This is a genomic window from Sinomonas cyclohexanicum (genome assembly GCF_020886775.1).
GTDB lineage: Bacteria > Actinomycetota > Actinomycetes > Actinomycetales > Micrococcaceae > Sinomonas > Sinomonas cyclohexanicum.
Genome location: NZ_AP024525.1, coordinates 3,939,662 through 3,963,868, shown reverse-complemented (window position 1 = coordinate 3,963,868; position 24,207 = coordinate 3,939,662). Strand labels below are relative to the sequence as shown.

General features: G+C 70.4%; 22 protein-coding genes. 12 read left to right on the top strand and 10 right to left on the bottom strand.

The window, feature by feature from the left end:
* The first annotated feature begins 86 nt into the window (after positions 1-86).
* Entirely contained in the window at positions 87-1,799 is a 1,713-nt protein-coding gene (locus tag SCMU_RS18610) for an APC family permease (RefSeq protein WP_229230567.1), read from the top strand.
* 35 nt (positions 1,800-1,834) lie between these two features.
* The gene (locus SCMU_RS18605; RefSeq protein WP_229230566.1) at positions 1,835-2,368 is read left to right on the top strand and encodes a DUF3817 domain-containing protein; all 534 of its coding nucleotides are present in this window, start codon (positions 1,835-1,837) and stop codon (positions 2,366-2,368) included.
* A 90-nt stretch (positions 2,369-2,458) separates the two neighbouring features.
* Here the strand turns inward: SCMU_RS18605 and SCMU_RS18600 are convergent, their stop codons facing one another.
* Positions 2,459-3,985 carry a multicopper oxidase family protein gene (locus tag SCMU_RS18600; protein WP_229230565.1) on the bottom strand — a complete coding sequence of 509 codons (1,527 nt, stop codon included), beginning with the start codon at positions 3,983-3,985 and terminating at the stop codon, positions 2,459-2,461.
* Positions 3,986-4,014: 29 nt separating this feature from the next.
* On the opposite strand from SCMU_RS18600, the gene SCMU_RS18595 reads away from it, so the two are divergent.
* Both SCMU_RS18595 and SCMU_RS18590 read left to right on the top strand, forming a co-directional pair.
* Entirely contained in the window at positions 4,015-4,734 is a 720-nt protein-coding gene (locus tag SCMU_RS18595; protein ID WP_229230564.1) for an NUDIX hydrolase, read from the top strand.
* A gap of 161 nt (positions 4,735-4,895) precedes the next feature.
* Positions 4,896-6,455, top strand: a complete 1,560-nt coding sequence (locus SCMU_RS18590; protein WP_229230563.1) for a S8 family serine peptidase — start codon at positions 4,896-4,898, stop codon at positions 6,453-6,455.
* A 132-nt stretch (positions 6,456-6,587) separates the two neighbouring features.
* Here SCMU_RS18590 and SCMU_RS18585 read toward each other — a convergent pair whose 3' ends face one another.
* Together SCMU_RS18585 and SCMU_RS18580 are read right to left on the bottom strand one after the other, a co-directional pair.
* Positions 6,588-7,895: an aminotransferase-like domain-containing protein gene (locus SCMU_RS18585; RefSeq protein WP_229230562.1), complete on the bottom strand. Its 1,308-nt coding sequence runs from the start codon at positions 7,893-7,895 to the stop codon at positions 6,588-6,590.
* 157 nt (positions 7,896-8,052) lie between these two features.
* Entirely contained in the window at positions 8,053-8,238 is a 186-nt protein-coding gene (locus SCMU_RS18580) for a CsbD family protein (RefSeq protein ID WP_229230561.1), read from the bottom strand.
* A 137-nt stretch (positions 8,239-8,375) separates the two neighbouring features.
* Here SCMU_RS18580 and SCMU_RS18575 point away from each other — a divergent pair, with 137 nt between their 5' ends.
* A complete protein-coding gene (locus tag SCMU_RS18575) occupies positions 8,376-8,702 on the top strand; it encodes a hypothetical protein (RefSeq protein WP_229230560.1) in 327 nt (108 codons plus the stop codon).
* A 62-nt stretch (positions 8,703-8,764) separates the two neighbouring features.
* Here SCMU_RS18575 and SCMU_RS18570 read toward each other — a convergent pair whose 3' ends face one another.
* The gene (locus SCMU_RS18570) at positions 8,765-10,111 is read right to left on the bottom strand and encodes a hypothetical protein (protein ID WP_229230559.1); all 1,347 of its coding nucleotides are present in this window, start codon (positions 10,109-10,111) and stop codon (positions 8,765-8,767) included.
* Between the two features lie 121 nt (positions 10,112-10,232).
* Positions 10,233-10,913 (bottom strand): response regulator, encoded by a 681-nt coding sequence (locus tag SCMU_RS18565; RefSeq protein ID WP_229230558.1) that lies wholly within the window; start codon positions 10,911-10,913, stop codon positions 10,233-10,235.
* A gap of 380 nt (positions 10,914-11,293) precedes the next feature.
* On the opposite strand from SCMU_RS18565, the gene kdpA reads away from it, so the two are divergent.
* The 7 genes from kdpA to SCMU_RS18530 all read left to right on the top strand — a co-directional run bounded on the left by kdpA (position 11,294) and on the right by SCMU_RS18530 (position 19,732).
* Positions 11,294-12,949: a potassium-transporting ATPase subunit KdpA gene (gene kdpA / locus SCMU_RS18560; RefSeq protein WP_229230557.1), complete on the top strand. Its 1,656-nt coding sequence runs from the start codon at positions 11,294-11,296 to the stop codon at positions 12,947-12,949.
* Positions 12,946-15,114, top strand: a complete 2,169-nt coding sequence (gene kdpB, locus SCMU_RS18555; RefSeq protein ID WP_229230556.1) for a potassium-transporting ATPase subunit KdpB — start codon at positions 12,946-12,948, stop codon at positions 15,112-15,114. Before kdpA ends, kdpB begins: the two co-directional genes overlap by 4 nt.
* Before the next feature lie 15 nt (positions 15,115-15,129).
* On the top strand, positions 15,130-15,717 hold the full coding sequence (locus tag SCMU_RS18550; RefSeq protein WP_229230555.1) for a potassium-transporting ATPase subunit C: 588 nt from the start codon (positions 15,130-15,132) through the stop codon (positions 15,715-15,717).
* A gap of 42 nt (positions 15,718-15,759) precedes the next feature.
* Positions 15,760-18,279, top strand: a complete 2,520-nt coding sequence (locus SCMU_RS18545; RefSeq protein ID WP_229230554.1) for a DUF4118 domain-containing protein — start codon at positions 15,760-15,762, stop codon at positions 18,277-18,279.
* Between the two features lie 137 nt (positions 18,280-18,416).
* Positions 18,417-19,049 carry a hypothetical protein gene (locus SCMU_RS18540; RefSeq protein ID WP_229230553.1) on the top strand — a complete coding sequence of 211 codons (633 nt, stop codon included), beginning with the start codon at positions 18,417-18,419 and terminating at the stop codon, positions 19,047-19,049.
* Positions 19,046-19,204, top strand: coding sequence for a hypothetical protein (locus SCMU_RS18535; protein WP_229230552.1), 159 nt, complete (start codon positions 19,046-19,048; stop codon positions 19,202-19,204). Before SCMU_RS18540 ends, SCMU_RS18535 begins: the two co-directional genes overlap by 4 nt.
* A 60-nt stretch (positions 19,205-19,264) precedes the next feature.
* Positions 19,265-19,732 carry an SRPBCC family protein gene (locus SCMU_RS18530; RefSeq protein ID WP_229230551.1) on the top strand — a complete coding sequence of 156 codons (468 nt, stop codon included), beginning with the start codon at positions 19,265-19,267 and terminating at the stop codon, positions 19,730-19,732.
* 13 nt (positions 19,733-19,745) lie between these two features.
* Here SCMU_RS18530 and SCMU_RS20805 read toward each other — a convergent pair whose 3' ends face one another.
* The 5 genes from SCMU_RS20805 to ald all read right to left on the bottom strand — a co-directional run bounded on the left by SCMU_RS20805 (position 19,746) and on the right by ald (position 24,143).
* Entirely contained in the window at positions 19,746-19,871 is a 126-nt protein-coding gene (locus tag SCMU_RS20805; protein ID WP_274602893.1) for a hypothetical protein, read from the bottom strand.
* Positions 19,872-19,976: 105 nt separating this feature from the next.
* Positions 19,977-20,657 (bottom strand): hypothetical protein, encoded by a 681-nt coding sequence (locus SCMU_RS18525; protein ID WP_229230550.1) that lies wholly within the window; start codon positions 20,655-20,657, stop codon positions 19,977-19,979.
* A 35-nt stretch (positions 20,658-20,692) separates the two neighbouring features.
* Positions 20,693-22,093, bottom strand: a complete 1,401-nt coding sequence (locus tag SCMU_RS18520; protein ID WP_229230549.1) for an MBL fold metallo-hydrolase RNA specificity domain-containing protein — start codon at positions 22,091-22,093, stop codon at positions 20,693-20,695.
* A 153-nt stretch (positions 22,094-22,246) separates the two neighbouring features.
* Positions 22,247-22,822, bottom strand: a complete 576-nt coding sequence (locus SCMU_RS18515) for an NAD(P)H-dependent oxidoreductase (protein ID WP_229230548.1) — start codon at positions 22,820-22,822, stop codon at positions 22,247-22,249.
* Between the two features lie 202 nt (positions 22,823-23,024).
* Entirely contained in the window at positions 23,025-24,143 is a 1,119-nt protein-coding gene (ald, locus tag SCMU_RS18510; RefSeq protein WP_229230547.1) for an alanine dehydrogenase, read from the bottom strand.
* Positions 24,144-24,207 lie beyond the last annotated feature (64 nt).

The following is a 24,207-nucleotide window of genomic DNA, read 5'->3' as shown; positions in this document are numbered from 1 at the left end:
CCCCTTGACGCCTGGTCTATCGTCAAGGGGTCATCGGGGGCGGGCCCTCGGGCCCGGAAGATGAGCACCCGCTAGGAGCAGCGGCGATGGCCCACGACCTTGCAACCCCCACCCATGGCGGCCACCCTCTCAAGCGCGTAGTCGGCTTCTGGGGCCTCATGTTCGTCTCGCTCGGCTCGATCATCGGATCAGGGTGGCTCCTCGGCGCCCTGGGGGCGGCGAAGTCGGCCGGGCCGGCGTCGATCGTCTCGTGGTTCCTCGCGGCGATCATGCTCATCGTGCTCGCGCTCATCCACGCGGACCTCGGCGCCGCCTACCCGGTGGCCGGCGGCACCGCCCGGTACCCGCACTACGCGTTCGGCGCGCTCGCGGGCTTCACCGCCGGCTGGGTCGGCTACCTCCAGGCCGTGACGATCGCACCGATCGAGGTCGAGGGAGCCATCACCTATCTCGAGTCGGCGCCGTGGGCCAAGGGCATCGACCTTGTGAATCCCGATTCGACCCTGACCCCGATCGGCCTGGTCATCGCGGCCATCGCCCTGGCGGTGTTCACGGTGATCAACCTCCTCGGCGCGAAGTGGCTCTCGGACAGCAACATCGCGGTCGTGATCTGGAAGACCGCCGTCCCACTGCTCACCATCGTCGTGATCATCTCCCTCACGTTCCACCCCGGGAACTTCACCCAGGGCGGGGGATTCGCACCCAACGGGTTCCACGGGATCTTCGCGGCGCTCCCGCTCGGCGTCGTGTTCGCGCTCCAGGGCTTCGAGCAGGCCGCGCAGATGGCCGGCGAGGCCCGCAACCCGAAGAAGGACGTCGCCCGGGCCATCATCACCGCGATGCTCATCGGCGCGGTGGTGTACATCCTGCTCGAGGTCGCGTTCATCGGGGCGATCGACCCGGCGAACATCGTCAAGAACTGGGACAACCCGCTCGGGGCCGGCGCGTACGGTCCCTACTACGACCTCGCCCTCGCGGCCGGGGTCGGCTGGCTCGCCACCGTCCTGCTCATCGACGCCGTGATCTCGCCGATGGGCACGGGCCTCGTGTACATCGGCACGTCCTCGCGCATCTCCTACGCCCTCGGCGAGGACGACGCCCTGCCGCCCTGGCTCACCACCGTCAGCAAGCGCGGCGTCCCGTTCGGCTCGATCCTGCTCGCGTTCGTCGTCGGGCTCATCGCCCTGCTGCCGTTCCCGAGCTGGCAGTCCCTCGTGGGTCTCGTGACCGATGCGACGGCGATCATGTACGCCTTCGCGCCCGTCTCCCTCGAGGCGCTCATCCGCCAGCACGCCGGCCGCAAGCACCCCTACCGCGTCCCGTGGCCCCAGGTCCTCACGCCCGCCGGATTCGTCTTCGCGAACCTCATCATCTACTGGTCCGGGTTTGAGGCGATCTGGAAGATCCTCACCGCCATCCTCATCGGGAGGGTGATCTTCGAGATCGCGCTCCACCGCTCGAAGTCGCTGCGGTTCCGGCGGGACCTCGACTGGCGCGCGGCCTCCTGGATCTGGCCCTGGCTCATCGGGCTCGTGGTGCTGGGGCTCCTCGGCCGGTACGGAACCGGCGCGCTGAGCATCCTGCCGGAGTGGGTCGACATCCTGTTCGTCGTCGCGTTCGCGCTCGTGATCTTCTACTACGCGGTGAGCCTCGCGATGACGCCGGAGGACATCACCCTTGCCGTCGGCGAGGACGAGTTCGAGTTCGAGGCCGTCGATACGCCCGAGGCCGACGCCGTCGCCGGTCCCGCGGCCCAGACCCGGCCGGAGCGCGCGGTGGGAGATCAACCGAACGGTTGAGGCCGGCGTCGTGCGCGGCTTGGCAAGATGGAGGGGTGACTTCGAGCCGACCCGCCCTCACCGACTCCCCCGCCCAGACGGCGCCCACCCGCGCCGGCTTCGCCTCCACGCCGCGTTCCCTCTACCGCACGCTCGCGATCGCCGAGATGGTGACGTGGACCCTGCTCATCATCGGCATGATCCTCAAATACGCCGTCCATGTAGGCGACTGGCCAGTCCAGGTGGCCGGCATGGTCCACGGCGTGGTGTTCGTCTCGTACGCCGTGACCGCGGCCCTCGTCGGCGTGAACCAGCACTGGCCCGTGCCGCGGATCGTCGCCGCCGTCGTGCTCGCCGTCGTCCCGTACGCCACCTACCCGTTCGACCGCCGACTCGAGCGCGGCGGCCACCTCGAGGGGCAGTGGCGCCGCGAGCGCACCGATGACCCCCGGGACAGCACGTGGATCAGCGCCGTGCTCCGTGCCCTCCTCGCGCACCCGGTGCTACTGGGCCTCGCGATGGTCGTGGCGGTCGCCGTGATCGTGTCGACGCTGTTGTTCCTCGGTCCGCCCACCCAGTGGGGCAAGTAGCGGCGCCCCGCCAGACACAACTCGGGCCCGGATCGGCAGGATTCCGGCCTCAGGGCCCCCGAGTTCTGCTTGGCGGGACGGTGGGGCCACTCAGCCGTGCTGGTGCGGGCTCGGCGTCCCTGAGCCGGGGCCGGCCGCGCCCGCGTCCGCGACCAGGAACTGCCCCATCATGCCCTCGTCCTCGTGCGTGAGGAGGTGGCAGTGGTACATGTACGGGTGCTCGGAGTCCGCGTACTTCGGCATGCGGAACGCGATCCGGTTCTGCTCGCGCGGCAGCAGCGGGATGGTGTCCTTCCAGCCCGCGCGCTCGGGCGGCGGCTGCTTTCCGTCGATGTCGACGAGCCGGAACTGGACCCCGTGGACATGCACGTTGTGCTGGTACGCGCTGACGTTGTCCACGAACCACACCTCGGCCTCGCCGGGCGCCGCGGTGAAGTCGATCCGGTTCATGTCCATGGTCTTGTTGTTGATGTTGCGGCCGTTGAACGTGAACGAGCGCGAGACCGCCGTCGTGGTCCCCTCGGGCGCGGGCAGCTCGCCGAACGCCGCCGGGAGCGCGGCCGACGGCGCGAGGCTGGCCGCGGCGTCGAGCCTCACCACGTCGAACTCCTTGCCGCCGCCGAACGCATCCGGCGGGTTGACCCGCCCGAGGTCCGGGGCGAACGAGCGCAGCATGACGGACTCCCCAGGCTTCAGCTCCACCACGATCTCGGCCCGCTCGGCGGGGGAGAGCTGTACCGAGGTGAGCTCGAGGGGGGCGGCGAGCAGGCCGCCGTCGGACGCGACCATGTGGAATGGGCGATGGTCCGCGAGGCCGAACTTGAACCAGCGGCCGTTGCTCGCGTTGAGGATGCGGAGGCGGACGCGCTGGGTCATGACGGGCAGGACCGCGCCGAGCGTGCCGTTGGCCGCGATCGAGTTGCCGAGGGTGCCGAGGGAGTTGCCGGCCGGGTCGAACGTGAGCTTGCCGTTCGAGTCGAGGCGGCGGTCCTGGACGATGAGGGGGATGTCGTCCACGCCGTACTCCTGGGGGAGCGCGGCCGTTGCTGCGGGTGTGGCGCCCTGTGCGTCCGGCTCGTCGAGGATGAACATCCCCGCGAGGCCGTAGGACACCTGCTTCTCGGTGTTCCCGTGTGGGTGCGGGTGGTACCAGAGGGTCGCCGCGGGCTGGTCGATGGTCCACTCTGGCGCCACGGAGGCGCCGGCGTCGATCATGGCGTGTGGGCCGCCGTCGGCCGCGGCGGGAAGCATCATCCCGTGGAAGTGCACGGTCGTGGGGTCCGGGAGCCGGTTCTCGATGGCCACGCGCACCTTCTCGCCTCGGGCGGCGCGCAGGGTGGGTCCGAGGTACGCGCCGTTGTAGCCCATTGACTCGGCGGCCTTGCCCGGCACGAACTCGTGGGTGCCGGGCTGGGGCGCGAGCTTGAACACACGGACTGTGGACCCGCCGCTGCCCTCGACGCTCCCCGCGTCCAGGGGCGGGATGGGCAGCCTTGCGCCGAACTCGACCTTGGGCACGTCCTCGCCGGGGGCGCAGGCGGCCAGCGACGGGGCCAGCGGAGCGAGCACAGCGGCGGCCGCGGACGCGCGGAGGAAGGTACGGCGGGTAAGGGGCACGCCTTCTAGCGTAGGCCTAGAGTGGCGGTATGGATTCACCGATCGTGGGGCGTGCAGCCACCGTCGTCGTGCTGCGCGACAGCGATGCCGGGCTCGAGGTGCTGCTCCTCGAGCGGCCCGTGGCCGGCTCGTTCGGGGGGGCGTGGGCGTTCCCCGGCGGCCGCGTGGACCCGGAGGACTCTCTCCCCGGCGATCCTCCTGATCCGCGGGATGACGCCCACGACGGCGATGCCGCCTCGGGTGCGCCGGTCCACGCGCCGTCGGCGGTCCGCCGTGCAGCGGTCCGCGAGACGTTCGAGGAGACCGGGCTGATTCTGCGGGCCTCCGGGCTCGTGGAGCTCTCGCGCTGGGTGCCGCCGCGGCAGGTGCCCAAGCGGCTCGTGACGTGGTTCTTCCTCGCCGAGGACCCGGGCGGGGAGTTGGCGTTGAGCGCGGACGAGCACGTGGACTTCGCCTGGCTGCGCCCTGAGGTGGCCCTCGATCGCCACGCGGCGGGGGAGATGGTCCTCTTCCCGCCCACGTGGGTCACGCTCGAGGGGCTGCTGGGGGCCGCGACCGTGGCGGACGCCCTCTCCGGAGTCCCGGTGCCCGCGGCGCGGTTCGCGAGCTTCCAGCTCCTTGACTCCGAGGGGAAGATCGAGGCGGTCCTCTGGGACGGCGACTCGCAGTACGGGGACCCGGCGGCCGCGGGCACCGCGCGGCATCGGCTCACGATGTCGCGGCTCCCCTGGGTGTACGAGAAGTCCTGAAGCCGCTCCCTTTACGGAATGTGATCTGCGCCACTAGTCTCGGTTGCGTCTGAGGGGACCATGCGCGCTCTGTGGAGCCCTCTGACGCGCACCCCGGCATCCCCCGGGGTGAGTCGGGCCGGAGGTCTGCATCCAGGCCCCGGCGGGATGAAAGGCACACGATGCGATCACGCTCACTCGCCCGCCCCCTTCTATGCGCCGGTATCGCCGCGGGGATCGCGGTGGCCGGCGCCGTCCCCGCGGCGGTTGCGGCCACGACGGCCGCCACTCAGCCACAGGCGGTCCAAGCAGGCCCGACCCAGGGGCAGCAGAACTACCTCGTGCTCTACAAGTCCGGCGGCAAGGCCGCCGGCAAGTCCCTCAACGCCATCACGTCCTCGGGCGGCACGGTTGTCGCGGACTACGGCGCCATCGGCGTCGCCGTGGTGAGCTCGGCGGCGTCGGACTTCTCCGCCAGGCTGCGCGCCGCGGATCCGAGCGTCGACGCGGCCGCGTCCACGGCCGGGTTCGGTGTGGCGCTCAAGGGCGACGCCGCGTCCGGCACGGCGGCGGACGGCGCCGCCGACCCGCTCGCCCCGGCCGCCCCCGCGTCGGGAAGCGAGCCCCTCTCCGGCCTCCAGTGGGACATGGTCCAGATGCACGCGCCCGAGGCACGGGCGATCAACGGCGGCAGCTCCTCGGTCGTGGTCGGCGACATCGATACGGGCCTCGACTACACCCACCCCGACCTCGCGCCGAACGTGGACTTCTCGAAGTCCGTCTCATGCGTGGGAGGCGTGCCCGACACCTCGCCGGCTGCCTGGATGGATGACAACGGCCACGGCACGCACACCGCCGGCACGATCGCCGCGGCGCAGAACGGACTCGGGATCGTGGGCGTTGCCCCCAGCGTGAAGCTCGCCGGGATCAAGGCCGGCAACGCCGCCGGGTTCTTCTTCCCGGAGGCCGTGGTCTGCTCGTTCATGTGGGCCGCAACCCACGGGATCCAGGTGACCAACAACTCGTACTTCGCTGACCCGTGGCTCTTCAACTGCAAGAACGATCCGGAGCAGCGGGCGATCTGGGAGGCAGAGCGGCGCGCCATCAAGTTCGCGCAGCAGAACGGCGTGACCGTGGTTGCCGCCGCCAGCAACCAGGCCGACGACCTCGCCCACCCGACGCAGGACGCGACAAGCCCGGACAATACGACGCCCGTGACCCGGGACATCTCGAACGCGTGCGCCGTCGTGCCGGCGGAGGTTCCCGGTGTCGTGACGGTCTCGGCGGTGGGCAACCTCGGCCTCAAGTCGTTCTATTCGAGCTACGGTGCGGGCGTCGTGACCGTGGCCGCACCCGGTGGCGATTCGATCCTGCAGCACACCGCTGCGGCCCCGAATGGGCGGGTTCTCTCGACATGGCCGGCATCGCTCATGGGCAGCTGTGCGCGCAAGGTCTTCGACGCATCCGGCGCCACGTACTGCTATGCGCAGGGCACCTCCATGGCCTCGCCGCATGTGGCCGGCCTCGCCGCGCTCATCGCGAGCACCGGGGCCAACGCCAACCAAGTGGCGGCGCGGATTGCCAACACCGCCGACCCCACGGCATGCCCCGCGGACGTCTCGATCTACGCCTTCTTCCCGGCGGTCGACGGCGGCGCGCCTCAGACCTGCCAGGGCGGCAAGGGGTCGAACTCGTTCTACGGCAAGGGCCAGGTCAACGCCCTCGCCGCGGTCGGCGGCTGAGCCGGGGCCGCCTTCACGCGAAATGATGGGTTGAGCAGGGTCGGAGGCGTCCGCACCCTGCTCAACCCACCATTTGCGGGGGTGTTCGGCTGGCGGGGGCGCCGCGGGGGCGCCGCGGGGGCGCGGGGAGCGTCAGCCGGCGTTCGCCTCGACCGCGGCCCGGATCACGGGCGCCAAGCGCCGCACGCCCTCCCGGATCCGCTCGGGCTCGACCCCGGAGAACGCGAGCCGCAGCCTGTTGCTCGGCGCGTCCGACGGCGTGAACGCGGCACCGGGGATGAACACGACGCCCGCGTCGATCGCCTGGTACAGAAGCGGGTACGTGTCGATCCCCTCGGGGAGGGTGACCCAGACGAAGAAGCCGCCCTCCGGCGTCGTCCACGTGATACCTAGCCCGGCTCCGGCCGGGAACTCTTCCGCGAGCGCGGCGAGCATCGCCTCGCACCGTTCCGCGTACACGGCACGGGACTCGGCGAGGTAGCCGCGCCAGTCGAAGGCGCGGAAGAACTCCGTGACGATCAGCTGGTTGAGCGACGAGGGGCACAGCACCACGGCCTCGGCGGCGAGGTAGAACCGCCGGTAGAGGTGCTTCGGCACAAGCGCCCAGCCGAGCCGGACACCGGGGGAGAAGATCTTGGAGAACGAGCCGCAGTAGATGACGTCGTCGGGGTTGTCGGCGCGCAGCGGGGTGAGCGGGTGCCCGTCGAAGCGGAGCATGCCGTACGGGTTGTCCTCGAGGACCAGGATGTTGTGCGCGCGGGCGATGTCCACGACGCGCTGGCGGCGCTCGGCTGCCATCGTGATGCCCGAGGGGTTGTTGAAGCTCGGGATCGTGTAGAGGAGCTTGACGGTCCTGCCGGCGGCTTCGAGCTCGGCGATCCGCGCCTCGAGGGCCTCTGGCACGAGCCCGTTCTCGTCCATCCGGACCGGCTCGACCTGGACCTGGTACGCCTCGAACGTGTTGAGCGCGCCCACGTACGTGGGGTCTTCGACGAGCACCACGTCGCCGGGGTTGCAGAACACCTTCGCGGCGATGTCCTGGGCGGACTGCGAGCCGGTGGTCACGACGACGTCCTCCGCCGATGCCCCGAGGATCCCCTCCTCGGCCATGATCTCGCAGATGAGCTCGCGCAGCTCGAGCGTTCCCTTGCCGCCGCCGTAGTGAAGGGCCTCCATGCCGCGCTCTGTGATGACGCGCGAGGCGGTCTCCGCCACGAGGTCCAGCGGGAGCCTGGACAGGCTCGGCGACCCGCCGGCGAGCGAGACGAGGCCCGGCCGGATCGAGATGTCGAAGACGTCCCGCACCGCCGACTGCTTGATGTTGTGCGCCCGCTCGGAGAACAGCGACTCATGGCGATGGCTCGCCTCGGCACGCTCGAGGGCCGTCTGGGTCTCCGCGCTGAGCTCGTCCTGCTGGGGCTCGATGTCCTGTGATGTCACCCACACATCCTAGCCCGAATGTTGTCTGATATGCACCCGATGTTGATCAATCGCACGTTTTGGGTGGTGACGCACGACGGCGGCGGCTCACCCGGGTGGGTGAGCCGCCGCCGTCGTGGGTCAGCGCAGACCGAGCCAGCTCGGCCAAGGCTGAGGGTCAGTCGCCCTTGACGTCGCGGACGGCATCCTTGAGGTGCTCGCCGGCCTGCTTGAGCCCGGCCTTCGCCTGATCGGCCTTGCCCTCGGCCTCGAGGTCCCTGTTGTCCGTTGCGTCTCCGACGTGCTCCTTGGCCTTGCCCTTGAGGTCCTCGGCCTTGTTCTCGAACTTGTCTCCGGCTCCCATGGTCTGTCCTCCTGCGGAACACGGAAGGGCCGGTCATGCCCTTCCTCTCGCACCCCGCTATTGCCCAGCGCATCGATCCTCAAACAGCATCCGTGGGATGGATGTGTGGGGAGCCCGCGGCGGGGAATGAACAGGGCATGAGACTCGAGATGGACACGACCGCCTCCGCCGTCGAGGTCAGCGCGCTCGCCGACAGCACGGCGCTCCCGGCTACCGCGCTCTCGGCCACCGGAACCCTCCCGCCCCAGCCCGGCAGGCCCGAGCCGGGCGTGCCGCAGCCGGACCCGGGCACGATCCCGCCGATCGACCCCAACCCGGACCCCTTCCCCGCACCGGCCGAGCCGCCCGTGCCCACTGAGCCATCGCCTCCCATCGAGCCGGAGCCGCCCGTGGAGCCGTCGCCGCCGGTCGAGCCGGAGCCGCCGGGCCGCGAGCCCCAGCCGGACGGGCCGTTCGGGCGCTAGGAGTCGGCGGGCTCGTCGTCGGCGGGCTCCTGTACGTCGCAGTCGGAGTGTCGCAGTCGGAGTCAGGTGAGGATCTGGGTCAGGGCGGCGATGACGGTGGCTCCGACGCCCGAGGCTCCGGCGACGTAGTGGGCCGGGTGGCCGTAGACGGTCATGCTCCCGCCCGCGATCCCGGGGAAGTCGGTGTCCCAGCCGCCTTCGTAGCTGCCGAGCGTCATGGTCGGCGGGAAGAACTCGGCTGTGGGGATGTAGCACAGCGACGCACCGGCGTAGCCGCAGACCCACAGCCCGGCGGACCCGCCGAAGTGGATGCGCAGGAACGCGGCGTAGCTGCTGACGAGCTCTCCGCTGGCCCACGCGATCTTCAGCGGCTCCGCGCCGCCGATCGTCCACCGGTGGACCGCGGAGGGCACCCCGGTCTCGATCTGCCCGGCGTCGAGCCTCTGGATCATGACCTCGGCGTGGCGCGCGTACCACGGCGGGTGGCCGAGGGGGTTCGGCACCCGGGCGGCGTAGTCGGCGCGGACGGCCGCGAGGTTCCCGGGTGAGAGGTCGATGTCTAAGGGGAGCGCCACGTCATTGGATGCGGTGCCGATGGGCCCGGTCAGGGCGCGTCCAGGCGTGCCCGCAGCGGCCACCACCGCGGCGCCGAGGGAGGTGCCGCACTGGTTGCGCAGGGCCCAGCTGGCGATTCCGCCCGGGTTCTGGTCCCCGCCCGCGCCCTGGAGGAACAGGGCGAACGCGTCGGTGTTCTGCTCGATGTGGGTGCAGGCCCCGGCGGGGTAGTCGCCGTCGTACTGGGTCATCCAGCCTGCCGCCACGGGGTGGCAGCCGTAGCCGAAGACGATGGCGACCGGCGAGCCGTCCTCGCCCCGGGCCACGAGTACCGGGACGTCGGTCTCGGTGTAGGACAGCCCCACGCGGTTGACCGCGAACGTCTGGGACGCGACCTGGTAGTCGAGGGTCACCGGTGTCTGGGCGGCCGTGAGCGCGGACCGCGCAACGTCCACGATCTGACCTTGGAGCCACGCCGTGTAGGCCTGGATCTGGCCCAGATCGGTGATGCCGTACGTGATGTAGGGGTCCAGAGTGTCCACGAGCACGGGTCCGTTGTGCGTGTGGGTGGCCTGGAGCACGATGTCCGACGCGCTCCAGCCCGCCAGGCCAAGGATGCCCGCGAGAACCGCCTTGTGGACCGAGTCGGGGAACGCCAGGATGTCCGCGGCGAGGAGCAGGTTCGGCGCGCCGTCGTCCCAGATCACCACGGCACGGGCGTAGAGGGGCGCGTACGGCGCGGGGTCGGTGACCTGCCGCCCGCCGTCGTCCGTGCCGTAGCCGGCAAGGAACGGGTTCGGCACCGCGGGCGTGGGCGTGATGTCCACCTTGGCCGTCGAGACTGAAAAACCCATGATCGCTCCAACCGAAATCACGAGACCACACTCATGACACCACGCCATCCCTGCAAAGGCCATGGGTGATGGGCCGGAGGCCGGATGCCGCATCGGGTAGGCTCCTGATCCTTCCTGGAGCCTAGAGCTCGAAGCGGTACCCCTGTCCGGGCTCGGTGATGAGGTGCACGGGATTCGCCGGGTCGTCCTCGAGCTTTCGCCGGAGCTGCCCGATGTACACGCGCAGGTACTGGGTCTCTTCGAGGTACGCCGGTCCCCAGACTGACCTGAGGATCTGCTGCTGCGTCACGAGCCGCCCCGGGTTCTCGGCCAGGAGGGCCAGCACTCCCCACTCACGCGGCGTGAGGCGCACCCGTTCGCCGTTTCGCCGCACGGTCGCGGCGGCGAGGTCCACCTCGAGGGCCCCGGCATGCACCACGGGGACGTTCCGTGCCTGTGCCGCGGAGGAACGTCGTTCGACGGCGCGCATCCGCGCGAGCAGCTCGTCGAGCCCGAACGGCTTGGTCACGTAGTCGTCCGCGCCGGCGTCGAGCGCCTCCACCTTGTCCGGGGACCCGTGCCGGGCGGAGAGCACGACGATCGGCACGTCAGACCAGCCGCGGATCCCCCGGATCACCTCGGAACCGTCCATGTCCGGCAGCCCCAGATCGAGGACGATGACGTCCGGCGGCTCGCCGGCCGCGGCGTGCAGCGCCTGGGTGCCGGTCGCCGCCGTGCGCACCGCATAGCCCTCGGCGCGCAGGTTGATCTGGAGCGCGCGGAGCAGCTGCGGCTCGTCGTCGACCACGAGAACTTTCCTCACATCCTCATCCTCCCGCGCCGCGAAACCCGGGCCGCCCCCGCAACCGCAAAGAAGCCGCAAAGAATCGGCGCGGGGCTGCAAGGAAACAGTCAAACCCCCCGGCGGCACGCCGGGCCGGCGCTTCACTGATTCCGAAAGGCCGCACCGAGCGGCCGTCGGAAGGGGTTGTGTGCCATGGCAGACGTCGCCGTTGTCGCGATCTTCGTGGCCCTTGCTGGCCTGGTGACGTGGTGCCTGTCCGGGCTGTCCCGTCTCGTCACAGGAAGGTCGGATCAGGAATGAGCGCGTCCGTCCTCGCGTGGGCTGCGCTGGGCCTGCTCGCGCTTGCGCTGTGCGTGTACCTCGTGCAGCAGCTGTTCCGGCCGGGAGGGAAGTGAGCGGTGGAGTTCAGTGCCTTCTCCTTCGCGACGCAGATTGCGATCCTGCTCGTCGCCCTCGCCGCGGTGCACCGCCCGCTGGGCGCCTACCTCGCGATGGCAGCGGACGACGACGGCCGGCACCTTCGCGCCGAACGCTGGCTCTACCGCGTGGCCGGGGTGGGCCCGGACAGTTCCCAGACGTGGAAGGCGTACGCGCGCGGCGTCATCGCCCTCTCGGTTGCTGGCGTCCTCCTCCTGTACGTCGCCCAGCGCGTCCAGCCGCTCCTGTCCGGGGGCCAAGTGCACGGCGTCGACCCGTGGGTCGCGATGAACACCGCGATCTCGTTCGTCACGAATACCAACTGGCAGGCCTACACGCCCGAGACGACCCTCGGGTTCGTGATCCAGATGGCGTTCCTCGCAGTGCAGAACTTCGTCTCGGCCGCGGTCGGCATCGCGGTGGCGTTCGCCCTGGTGCGGGGCCTCGTCCGGCGCGGGACCGATTCCCTCGGCAATCTCTGGGTCGACGTGACGCGCGTCGCGTTCCGCGTGCTGCTTCCGCTCTCGGCGATCGCGGCGCTCGTCCTGATCGTTGCCGGGGTGATCCAGGACTTCTCACCGACCACGGTGACCAACTCCCTCACCGGAGTCTCGCAGACCATCCCCGGCGGTCCGGTCGCCAGCCAGGAGGCCATCAAGCTCCTCGGCACGAACGGCGGCGGCTACTTCAACGCGAACTCCGCCCACCCGTTCGAGAACCCCAACGCGTTCACCAATCTCTTCGAGGTCTTCCTCCTCCTGCTCGTACCGTCCGCGCTGCCCTTCACATTCGGCCGCATGGTCGGGGATGCGAAGCAGGGCTACACCGTGCTGACTGTCATGGGCGCCCTGTGGGCGCTGTCCACCGGGTTCATGGCGTGGGCGCTGGCGGCATGGCCGGGCCGGGGCCTCGGACTGGGCGAGGGCCTCGAGCAGCGCTTCGGCCCCGCCGCGAGCGGGATCTTCGCGACGGCGACAACGCTCACCTCCACCGGCGCCGTCGACGCCGCCCACGATTCCCTCCCGCCGCTCGCCGGCGGCATGGCCATGGCGAACATGATGCTCGGCGAGATCGCTCCGGGCGGTGTGGGCTCGGGACTCTACGGGATGCTCGTGCTCGCGATCCTCGCCGTGTTCCTCGGCGGCCTCATGGTCGGCCGCACGCCCGAATACCTCGGCAAGAAGGTCCAGGCCAGGCACATGACGCTCGCCGCGCTGTACCTCCTTGTGACGCCGGTGCTGGTGCTGGTGCTCGCCGGGGCCGCTGTCCTCGTCCCGGCCGCGGTGGCCCAGGCGCCGGCGCAGGGCCCCCACCAGTTCAGCGAACTGCTCTACGCCTTCACCTCGGCCGCGAACAACAACGGCTCGGCGTTCGCGGGGATCACAACCTCGGACCCGGTCCTCTCCACACTCCTCGGCATCGCGATGTGGATGGGCCGCGTGTTGCCGATAGTCCTTGTCCTTGCGCTCGCGGGGTCCTTCGCCGCACAGGAGCCCATCCCGCCGTCGAAGGGGACCCTCCCCACGTACGGGCCCCTCTTCGCTGGCCTGCTCGGCACCGTCGCGCTCCTCTTCACCGCCTTGAACTACTTCCCGGCCCTTGCGCTGGGGCCGATCGCAGAGGGAACCCTGAGATGAACACGATCGAACTCCACGCTCCGTCTCCCCGCGTCACCGAGCTCTCCGGCCATGCCTACAAGCGCCGCAAGGCGTTCAGCCGGCAGCTCATCCTCGCGGCCATTCCCGAGTCCTTCGCCAAGCTCGGCCCGCGGCAGATGGCCAAGTCCCCGGTCATGTTCACCGTGCTCATCGGCACCGTCGTCTCCGCGATCGGATGCTTCGTCCAGATCGTCCAGGCCAGCGCGGACGTCCTCTTCAGCGTCGTCATCACCACGTGGCTGCTCCTCACGGTCCTGTTCGCGAATTTCTCCGAGGCCCTCGCCGAGGGCCGCGGCAAGGCGCAGGCTGACAGCCTGCGCGAGGGGCGGCAGGGCCTCATCGCGCGCCGGCTCAAAGGCGGCCCGGGCGGCCGGATGGAGGCGGGCGGGTCGGCCGAGGAGCAGGTCGCGGCGCCAGAGCTCCGCAAGGGCGACCTCGTGGTGTGCGAGGCGGGCGACGTGATCCCCTCCGACGGCGAGATCATCGACGGCCTCGCGATGGTCGACGAGTCGGCCATCACCGGCGAGTCGGCACCCGTGATCCGAGAGTCCGGCGGCGACCGGTCGGCCGTGACCGGCGGCACGAAGGTCATCTCTGACCGCATCGTCGTCCGCATCACCGCCGACCCGGGCCAGACGTTCATCGACCGCATGATCGCCCTCGTCGAGGGCGCCGAACGCCAGAAGACACCCAACGAGATCGCCCTGCATGTGCTCCTCGTGGCGCTGACGATCGTCTTCCTCGTGGTCACCGTGGCATTGGTCCCCTTCGCGAACCTCGCCGGGTCCATCCCCTCGCCCGTGGTCCTCGTCGCCCTGCTCGTGTGCCTCATCCCGACGACGATCGGTGCGCTCGTCCCGGCCATCGGCATCGCGGGCATGGACCGTCTCGTGACACACAACGTGCTCGCGACGAGCGGCCGGGCCGTCGAGACGGCCGGGGACATCACGACGCTCCTGCTCGACAAGACCGGCACCATCACCTTCGGCAACCGCCGCGCCGTCGACTTCCTCCCCGCCCCGGGTGAGGATCCGGCCGAGTTCATCGAGGCCGCCCGGCTCTCGTCCCTCGCGGACGAGACCCCGGAGGGCCGCTCCATCGTGGACCTTGCCGAAAACCGCAGCGCCCACGGCGCCACCGGGCCGGACCTAGCCGAGCTCACGCGGCGGAGCGGCGGTCACGTGACGGCGGTCCGGTTCACGGCGACGACCCGCATGAGCGGGCTCGACGACGGCGTGCGCTCGTACCGCAAGGGTGCCGCGTCCGCCGTCGGGCGCTGGGTCGGCGAGCTGGGGGGCGACGTACCCGCGGAGGTAAGCGCCGCCGTCGACCGCATTGCACGCGACGGCGGCACCCCCCTCGTGGTGGCCGTGCACGACCCGACGCATGACGGCGCCCGGCCGCGCGTGCTGGGCGCGGTGCACCTCGCGGATGTGGTCAAGCCCGCGATCGCGGAGCGGTTCGCTGCGCTGCGCCGCATGGGCATCCGAACCGTCATGATCACGGGCGACAACAGGCTGACAGCCGCGGCGATCGCGAAGGAGGCCGGCGTCGACGACTACATGGCCGAGGCGACGCCCGAGGACAAGCTCACCCGCATCCGTGCGGAGCAGGACGCAGGGCAGCTCGTCGCCATGACGGGGGACGGCACCAACGACGCGCCGGCGCTCGCTGCGGCGGACGTCGGCGTCGCGATGAACTCCGGTACGCAGGCCGCGAAGGAGGCCGCCAACATGGTGGACCTCGATTCCGACCCCACCAAGCTGATCGACATCGTGGCGATCGGCAAGCAGCTGCTCATCACGCGCGGCTCGCTCACCACGTTCTCGGTCGCGAACGACATCGCGAAGTACTTCGCGATCATCCCCGCCCTCTTCGTCGCGGTGTTCCCAGGGCTGAGCCTGCTGAACATCATGGGACTCTCGAGCCCGAAGAGCGCGGTGCTCGCGGCGGTCATCTTCAACGCGATCATCATCGTGCTGCTCGTCCCGCTCGCGCTCCGAGGCGTGACGTACCGCGCCGTGTCCGCGCAGCAGGCCCTGCGCCGCAACCTGCTCGTCTACGGGGTCGGCGGCCTCATCGCCCCGTTCATCGGAATCAAGATCATCGACCTGCTCCTGGCCATCGTGCCGGGGCTGCACTGAGGACGGGGTGGGACTGTGACCGGCTACCTCCGGCAACTCGGCACCGCATTCAGGCTCCTGACACTGTGCACCGTGCTGCTCGGTGTGCTGTACCCGCTCGTCATCTTCGGCCTCGGGCAGGGCATCGCGGCGCGCCAGGCGAACGGCTCGATCGCCGAGGTGGGCGGACGGCCCGCGGCGTCGTCCCTCATCGTCCAGGCCGTGCCCGAAGCGGAGACGAGGCTCTTCTTCCCCCGGCCGTCAGCGGTCCAGTGGGATCCCACGGGCTCCGGCGCCACGAACCTCGGCCCCACGGACCCTGCCCTCGCCCAGTCCGCCGCGAAGGCGCGTGCCGCCGTGGCCGCCCGCGAGGGCGTGCCCGAGGCCGCCGTGCCCACCGATGCCGTGACCGCCTCCGCGTCCGGCCTCGATCCCGACATCTCGCCGGCCTACGCCCAACTGCAGGTGCCCCGGGTCGCGAGGGCCACCGGCCTGGGCGCTGCGAAGGTCGAGCAACTCGTCGCGGACGCGACGACGAACGGGGCCCTCGCCCTGCTCGGACAGCCCTCTGTGAACACCACGGAGCTCAACCTCGCGATCGCGGCGGCGGTGCGAGACCGGTAGGAAACGCCCTGCAGGCTGGCTTGCGACTGGGAGAATCGGTGCATGGACCGCGGGAACCTGCGCATCTTCCTCGGCGCCGCGCCCGGCGTCGGCAAGACGTACGCCATGCTCGAGGAGGGCCATCGGCTGGCCGCAGTGGGCACGGACGTCGTGGTCGCGGTTGTCGTGGACCACGGCCGGTCCGACATCTCGGCGCTCGCCGTCGGCCTCGAGCAGGTGCCGCTGCGTGACGTCGTGTACCGCGGCACGCACATCGCCGAGATGGACCTCGACGCGGTCCTCGCGCGCCGCCCGAATACCGCCCTCGTCGACGAGTACGCGCATACGAACGCGCCCGGCAGCCGCCACGAGAAGCGCTGGGAGGACGTCGACGAGCTCCTCGACGCCGGCATCAACGTGCTCACCACCGTCAACATCCAGCACCTCGCCTCGCTCAACGACGTGGTCGAATCCATCACCGGCGCACGGCAGCAGGAAGTGGTGCCCGATGCGATCGTCCGCAGGGCCAGTCAGATCGAGCTCGTCGACATCCCGCCGGAGCTCCTGCGGCAGCGGCTCAGCTCCGGCCTGGTGTACGCGCCGGACGCGATCGACGCCGCCCTCGCGAACTACTTCCGGATCGGCAACCTGTCCGCGCTGCGGGAGATCGCGCTCATCTGGCTCGCGGACAGGGTCGAGGAGGGGCTCGCGGAGTACCGGCAGCGGCACCGGATCGGCCAGACGTGGCCGGCGCGGGAACGGGTCGTCGTCGCCCTCACGGGCGGCCCCGAGGGGGAGGCCCTGATCCGTCGCGCCGCGAGGATCCTCTCGCGCGTGAGCGGCGGCGATCTGCTCGCGGTCCACGTCCGCCGGCCGGACGGCCTCACGGACGGGTCTGAACACGCGCTCGCCACCCAGCGGAGGCTCGTCGAGGACCTCGGGGGAAGCTACCACCAGCTCGCCGGGGACGACATCGCGGCCAGCCTGCTCGACTTCGCGCGCAGCGTCAACGCGACCCAGATCGTCGTCGGCGTCTCCCGCCACACCCGCCTCCAGCAGATCATGGGAAGCGGCGGGGTGGGCACCGCCGTCGTGCGCAATTCGGGCGAGATCGACGTGCACATGGTGACCCACGCGCTCGCAGGCCACGGACCCCGGCAGCGCCTCACCCCCATTCTCGGCCGCACCCGGACCGCCGTCGGCTATGCCCTCGCGTTCGCCGTGCCGATCCTCATGACCGCGGCGTTCCTGCCGTTCCCGGAGCTCAACCTCACCACTCACGCGCTCGCGCACCTATGCGCCGTGGTCGTGGTGGCCTTCGTGGGCGGCCTGTGGCCAGCTGTCGTCGCCGCGGTCTTCGACTCGTTCCTGCTGAACTACTTCGTCACGCCCCCCATCGGCACTCTGACCATCGCCGACCCGCAGAACTTCTTCGCCCTCGCCGTCTTCCTCGGCGTGGCCGTCGCGTTCTCGCTCGTGGTGGGCGTCTCGAGCCGCCGGTCCCAGGACGCCGCGGCGGCTCGGGCCGAGGCGCGGACGCTGAGCGAGCTGGCGAGGGGATCGCTCGCGCGGGACCAGACCGTGGAGGAGTTCCTCGAACAGCTGCGCGCAGAGTTCCAGCTCACTGCCGTGAGCGTGCTCTCACCGGAGGACGGCGCGTGGAGAGTCCGCGCCCAGTCCGGAGAGGGCGCGCCCGGCGACCCGGAGAAGGCCGACGGCGCCGACCACTTCGAGCCCGATCTCACCCTCGCCTGGAACGGGCGCCCGCTCAGCGGCGGGGAGCGCCGGCTCATGGCCGCGTTCGAGGCTCATCTCGCCGCGCTCATCGAGCGGCAGCAGCTCGCCAGCAGCCTCCGGGAGACGGTCCGCCTCGGCGAGGCGGACCGAATCCGCACCTCCATCCTGCGGGCCGTCTCGCACGACCTCCGGACGCCGCTGGCCGGCATCCGCCTCGCGGTCACGGCGCTCGAGCGCCAGCGTGCCACCATGTCGCCCGAGGAGGAGGCCGAGATGCTCGAGGCGATCGACTCGTATTCCGGCCGCCTCGACGACCTCGTGGGCAATCTTCTGGACATGTCACGCATCGACAGCGATGCGGTCTCGGTACTGCACGAACCCGTGGCCTGGCTCGACGTCGTCGCGGAGGTCCTCTCGGAGTTCCCGCCCGATTCCGTGCGAGCGGACCTCGCCCCGAACCTTCCCGCGGTCGACGGCGACCGCGGCCTCCTCGTGCGAGCACTGGCCAACATCGTCGGCAACGCGATCAAGTACGCTCCCGGGAGCGACATCGTGATCGTCGCGACGATGGGCGGGCTCCTCGCCTCGGGCCTCGGAGACCGGCCCGTCAGCGAGCTCCGCGTGATCGACCACGGCCGCGGTGTCCCTCCGCAGCGTGTCATGGCCATGTTCCAGCCGTTCCAGCGGCTCGGGGACCTGTCGTCCCGTACCGGGATCGGGCTGGGGCTCGCTGTCGCGAAGGGGTTCGTCGAAGCAATGGGCGGAGAGCTCCTCGCAGAAGCGACCCCCGGCGGCGGGCTCACGATGGTGGTCCGTATGCCCCTCTACGCCGGCCCGGGCGACTGACGCACGCGTGGCGGGCGCAAAGATGCCATCAAGGTATCGGCGCATCGCGTAGGCATTGCATCAAGAAACGGTCCGCCGGACGCCCGCGGTGCTGTCATGGCAGCAGGGCCCTCTCGGGGCCCGGAAGGAAGACAGCCATGAGCGCCGCCCCCGGGGCCACGCCCCTCATCGTGATCGACGAGGCGGGCGAGTTCCGCCTCTATCCGAACGAAGCCGAGCTGCTCAGCTCCGACGAGCGGCCCGAGACCACGCGCTGCGTCATCGACGCACAGGGCCACTATCTCCACCTCGAGGGGGACGCCGAAGGCCATCCCGCCCTCTCCCGTTCCCTCGGGACAGTCGAGTTCCACGTGGTCCGACAGCAGTTCCTCCGCCTGCAGCACCGCCGCCCGGAGGACCATAGGCTGCTCCGCCGTTGCCCCGCCACACTCCAGGAGGTCCTGGGCATGCTCTTCGAGGAGCTGGACGTTGAGGCCCCAGCCGACCACCGCGAGTGGATCGTCTCGACCGGAGAGGAACGCTGGGTCTGCCATGGACTGGCCGCCGTCGATGAGCGCGTCGCTCGGACTGACCGCCCCGTTCTGGTCACCGATCCCTTCGGACATGTCTACAGGCCGCATGTCATGGCGCACGGCAGCCTCGCGCGCCGGCTCAGAGGCCGTCCGCTGTACGTTGAGGTCCAGCCACAGGGCGCGGCGGACCCCCAGGCAGAGCCGTCACGCCCGGCCCACGTTTCAGGATCGCCGAACGGGGCAACGGTGAGGGCATGAACACGCTCATCATCATTGCCGGCATCATCGCGATCATCCTGCTGCTCGTGGGCGGCTTCAACTCGGCGCTGAACTTCCTGCTCTGGGTGGGCATCATCCTGCTCATCCTGACGGTGCTCGGCTGGATCTTCGGTCGCGGCCGCAGCCGGGTCTAGGGCCCCTCTCTGCCCCGTCCCCTCTGCCGCGTAGGCGGCCTGCACGCCTAGCATGGCTGCATGGCCGCCTACACGATTTCCCGCAGCGCCTTCATCCCCGCCCCGCCGGAGGCGGTCTACCCGCACGTGGTGGACTTCCACAAGTGGACCGCCTGGTCGCCGTGGGAGGGCCTCGACCCGAGCATGGAACGCACCTACGCCGGTGCCGACGCCGGAGTGGGGGCCCAGTTCTCGTGGCGGGGCAACCGCAAGGCGGGCGCGGGCAGCATGCAGATCCTCGAGGCCGTGGAGCCCAGGAGCATCCGCCTCCGTCTGGTCTTCATCAAGCCGTTCAAGGCCGTGAACCCCACGGGGTTCACGTTCGAGCCCGACCACGACGGCACGCGCGTCACGTGGGCCATGAAGGGGGAGAACAAGGGCATGGCCGCGGTCTTCGCCAGATTCATGGACATGGACAAGCTCGTCGGCAAGGACTTCGAGAAGGGCCTCGCGAACCTCGCCAAGGTCGTGGGCCAGGGGAGCATGTAGCCGTCAGGTTCCGCTAATCGTCGTCCGCCCCCTCTGCAGGGTCCTCGGAATGCATGCGGATCTCCGCGACGTCCAGGTCGGGGTCGCCCTCGGCCGGGGCCTCGCTGTGGACGCGCTCGTCGGGATCGATTCCTGGCATCACTCGTCGCCTCGGTTCTGGCAGTGAGGCCGTGCCCGCACGGCCGTACGGGTCAGTGCCGGCCTCCCCTCCAGCGTAGGCCGGGAGGCCGGGGGGAGCGACTGTTCAGCCCTTCAGACTCAGCACCTCCGCCATCGGCCTCCCGTTCACGAACACGGCAGCCCGCTGGGCCCCCGCCGCCGCCATCGCGGTGAAGTTGATCTGCGCCTCGGCCCGCGGAATGTCGCACACCCCGCCCAGGAAGAACTGCCCGGTCAGGTACACCGTGATGGTCGTCCCGTCGAACGAGCCGCCCTGGTACGCGAGAGTCGACTGGTAGAGGACGTTGACGAGCCCGGACTGGCCGACCTCCCGGCTGCGGTTGGCGAAGAGCCGGGTCAGGGCCGGCCCCACCTGGTCGCGGAACGTCACCGGTTCGGTGCTGGTTGCCACGGCGCTGTCGCCGCACCCGACGAGGGGACCGGACACGCCGCCGTCCTCGATCGCGATGTAGAAGATGGCCAGCGGCGCGGTCTGCTCGGCCAGCTGGCCGCCCGTGGTCGCGGCCGGGGGCGTCGGTGTGGCGCTCGGTGCCGGGGCGGCGGTGGAGGACGACGGCGCAGGGCTCGCTGGCGCCGTCGTGCTCGGTGCCGTTGTGGTCGCCGGGGCGCTCGGCGCGGTTGTCGTGACGGAAGGGCTGGGCGATGCACTCGGTGAGGGTGCCGCCGATGGCGGCCCGAAGCACCCCGTGAGGGAAAGGGCAAGTGCGATCGAACCGGTGACCGCGGCGATGCGAAGAGTCTTCATGGCATCCTCCCTTGATCCGAGCCGGATGGGCTCAGTCAGCGCGGATCGTTCACGTCCACGCGCTCGAGGTGCTCGGGGACGCGGGCGCGCCACCCGAGCTCATGCTGGATGCGCCGGCGCAGGGTGTCCGAGGCGCCGATCTCGCCGTGCGTCACGTAGACCATCTTGGGCCGTCGCGGGCACGCGCCCATCCAGCGCAGGAGGGCGTCCGCGTCGGCATGCGCAGACAGGTTGTCCAGACTCACCACTTCGGCCCGGATCGGCACGTCCTTGCCATAGATGCGCAGGCTTCTGGCGCCGTCGAGCAGCGAGGAGCCGCGGGTTCCGCCGGCCTGGTAGCCGGACAGGACAATCGCGTTCTTGGGGTCGCCGCCGTACGCCTCGACGTGGTGCAGGACGCGCCCGCCCGTGAGCATGCCGGAGGCGGAGATGATGACCATGGGGCCGCCCCGGAGGTTGAGCAGGCGGGAGTCGTCGGGCTCGCGGACCATGCGGGGGAGCGCGTACATCTCGCGGAACTCGCGCTCGCTGATCCGGTGCTCCTCGGGGTACTTCTGGTACAGCTCGGTGGCGTCCACGGCCATCGGGCTGTTGAGGTAGATGGGGATGTCCGGGATGCGATCCCGGCGGCGCAGGCGTGCGAGGTGGAGCATGAGCGTCTCGGCGCGTCCCACGGCGAACGCGGCGATGACCACCACGCCGTTGCGCTTCGCGACGCGGCGCACCACCTCGCCGAGCGACTCCGTCGGGTCGTCGTGGGGGTGCGCCCGGTCCCCGTATGTGGACTCGGTGACGAGCACGTCCGCCGGCTCGAGTGGGGCGGGCGGGTTCATGAGCGGATCGTCGTCGCGGCCCAGGTCTCCGGTGAAGTGGATCGTGACCGGCGGTGCTGAGCCGGCGTCGATGCTCACCCGCACTTGCGCCGCCCCCAGGATGTGCCCCGCGGGGATGAACTCGACTTCTATCCCGGCATCCAGGTCCAGCGGGTCGCGGAACGCGCGCGGATGGAAGTATGCGAGCGAGTCCACTGCGTCCTGGGCGGTGTAGAGCGGCTGAGGGTTGGCGTGGCGCGAGGACCCGCGGGCCCGCGCCGTCTCGGCCTCCTCCTCCTGGAGGTGGCCGCTGTCCGGCAGGAGGAGCGTGCACAGGTCCGCCGTGCCGGGGGTCGAATGCACGGGGCCGTGGAATCCGCGCTTGATGAGGGCCGGGATGTAGCCGGAGTGGTCCAGATGGGCGTGGGTGAGCACGACGGCGTTGATGGACGCGGGTGCCACCGGAAGCGGCGCCCGATTGCGCTCACGGAGCTTCTTGTAGCCCTGGAACAGGCCGCAGTCCACGAGGATCCGCTTGCCGCCGTGCTCGACGAGGTACCTCGATCCGGTGACCGAATCGGTGGCTCCGAAGAAGCTCAGGTGGGTCCCGCCGTCGTGCTTCATGGCGAAAGCGTAGGGCGGCATGGGCGGGGACGCTACAGCCCAAAGGCCCCCGAACCGTCTGAAGGTCACGTTCCGGGAGTCACGTGATGTGACTCCCGGAAGGTGACCTTCAGGAGCTGACTCACAGACGGGCGTGGCCGCCTGCGGGGCGGGTCAGTTGGCCGAGGCGACCTCGAGAACGGTGGCCGGGGTCGCGAGTGCGCTCAGAACCTGCTTGATGCCCTCGACGACCTCGGCGTCATCCTTGGGGTCCACCTCGGCGAAGCGGGTGTAGGAGCCGCCGACCGCGAGCGTCGCATCCTCGATGACCTCGGCGCCGGCGATCTTGAGGGACTTGCGGACGTCGTCGTGCGCCCAGACGCCACCGTACTGGCCGGCGGACGTGCCGATCACGGCGGCCTTCGTGCCGGTCGCGGCGCCCTGGCCGAACGGGCGGGAAATCCAGTCGATCGCGTTGTTGAGCACGGCCGGCATAGTGCCGTTGTACTCGGGGGTGACGAACAGGACGCTGTCCGCCGCGGCGACGGCGGCGCGCAGTTCGGCGGCCTTGGCCGGGACCTTGCCCTCCACGTCGAGGTCCTCGTTGTAGAACGGAACCTCCTCGAGGCCCTCGAACGTCGTCACGACGGTGCCCTCCGGAGCGGACGAGGCCGCGATCTGGGCGAACTTGCTGTTGACGGACTCGGCGCGCAGGCTGCCGACGAGGGTCAGGATCGTGTTCTCGGCCAATGGGGCTCCTTGTGGCTCACGGGTCCCCGCACGGCGCGGGGCTCATCCGTGATGTGTCAACCACACGCGTCGCCGAGGCATTCCTGTCCTCTGGTATGGCATCCGTCACGTAAGGCCAGGGACCCCGCAGTGAAGCGCCAGAGACCCCGCAACCATGGAGGGTTGCGGGGTCTCTGGCGCGGTGGTGCGTGGTCCCTGGCGGTTAGGCCGCGACGACCTCGTGCCAGTCCGCGGTGAGCGGGAGGCCGAGCGCCTCGGACACCGAGCGGTGCGTGACCTGCCCTGCGGCGACGTTCAGGCCGGCGGCGAGGGCGGCGTCCTTCTCGAGCGCCGCCTTGACGCCGAGGTCGGCGAGCATGATCCCGTAGCGCAGGGTCACGTTCGTCAGCGCGTAGGTCGACGTGTTCGGCACCGCGCCGGGCATGTTGGCCACGCAGTAGAACGTCGAGTTGTGCACCTTGAACGTGGGGTCCTGATGCGTCGTCGGGTGGGAGTCCTCGAAGCAGCCGCCCTGGTCGATGGCGATGTCCACGAGCACGCTGCCGGGCTTCATCCGGGCCACCAGCTCGTTGGTCACCAGCTTCGGCGCCTTCGCGCCGGGGATCAGGACGGAGCCGACCACGAGGTCGGCTTCCACGAGGGACTTCTCGATCTCGAACTTGTTCGACGCGACCGTCTTGAGCCGGCCACCGTAGAGGGCATCCAGCTCCGCGAGGCGGCCGATGTTGATGTCGAGGATGGTGACATCGGCACCGAGGCCCATCGCGACGACGGCGGCGTTCGTGCCCGCCACGCCGGCTCCGAGGACGACGACGTTCGCCGGGCGCACACCCGGGACGCCGCCGAGGAGGATTCCCTTGCCGCCGTTCGGGGCGAGGAGCGACTGCGCGCCGACCTGCACCGAGAGGCGGCCAGCCACCTCGGACATGGGGGCGAGCAGCGGGAGGCGGCGTCCCTCCTGCACCGTCTCGTAGGCGATCGCGGTGACGCCGGCGTCGAGCAGGGCGCGGGTGAGCTCCGGCTCGGCGGCGAGGTGGAGGTAGGTGAAGAGGATGAGGCCCTTGCGGAAGTAGCGGTACTCGGAGGCGATGGGCTCCTTGACCTTCACGACCATGTCGGCGCGCGCCCAGACATCGGCCGCGTCCGTGACCAGCTCGGCGCCGGCAACGTGGTACTCGTCGTCGGTGATGCCGGATGCCACGCCCGCACCGCGCTCGATCAGCACCGTGTGGCCGTGCGCCACGAACTCATGGACGCCCGCGGCCGTCATGGCCACGCGGAACTCGTTGTTCTTGATTTCCTTGGGGACTCCGATGATCACTTTTGTCTCCGTTGTAGGGGGGTGGTTCGAGGGGGGCTCGAGGGCCTGTGGGCTTGCTTCAAGC

Bases quoted from the DNA above. Each gene is read 5' to 3' on its own strand.
- SCMU_RS18575 (WP_229230560.1), top strand. From the start codon at position 8,376: ATGAGACTCGAGATGGACACGACCGCCTCCGCCGTCGAGGTCAGCGCG.
- SCMU_RS18535 (WP_229230552.1), top strand. From the start codon at position 19,046: ATGAACACGCTCATCATCATTGCCGGCATCATCGCGATCATCCTGCTG.
- SCMU_RS18530 (WP_229230551.1), top strand. From the start codon at position 19,265: ATGGCCGCCTACACGATTTCCCGCAGCGCCTTCATCCCCGCCCCGCCG.
- SCMU_RS18610 (WP_229230567.1), top strand. From the start codon at position 87: ATGGCCCACGACCTTGCAACCCCCACCCATGGCGGCCACCCTCTCAAG.
- SCMU_RS18580 (WP_229230561.1), bottom strand. From the start codon at position 8,238: ATGGGAGCCGGAGACAAGTTCGAGAACAAGGCCGAGGACCTCAAGGGC.
- SCMU_RS18595 (WP_229230564.1), top strand. From the start codon at position 4,015: ATGGATTCACCGATCGTGGGGCGTGCAGCCACCGTCGTCGTGCTGCGC.
- SCMU_RS18525 (WP_229230550.1), bottom strand. From the start codon at position 20,657: ATGAAGACTCTTCGCATCGCCGCGGTCACCGGTTCGATCGCACTTGCC.
- SCMU_RS20805 (WP_274602893.1), bottom strand. From the start codon at position 19,871: ATGCCAGGAATCGATCCCGACGAGCGCGTCCACAGCGAGGCCCCGGCC.
- SCMU_RS18570 (WP_229230559.1), bottom strand. From the start codon at position 10,111: ATGGGTTTTTCAGTCTCGACGGCCAAGGTGGACATCACGCCCACGCCC.
- SCMU_RS18540 (WP_229230553.1), top strand. From the start codon at position 18,417: ATGAGCGCCGCCCCCGGGGCCACGCCCCTCATCGTGATCGACGAGGCG.
- SCMU_RS18545 (WP_229230554.1), top strand. From the start codon at position 15,760: ATGGACCGCGGGAACCTGCGCATCTTCCTCGGCGCCGCGCCCGGCGTC.
- kdpB (WP_229230556.1), top strand. From the start codon at position 12,946: ATGAACACGATCGAACTCCACGCTCCGTCTCCCCGCGTCACCGAGCTC.
- SCMU_RS18590 (WP_229230563.1), top strand. From the start codon at position 4,896: ATGCGATCACGCTCACTCGCCCGCCCCCTTCTATGCGCCGGTATCGCC.
- SCMU_RS18520 (WP_229230549.1), bottom strand. From the start codon at position 22,093: ATGAAGCACGACGGCGGGACCCACCTGAGCTTCTTCGGAGCCACCGAT.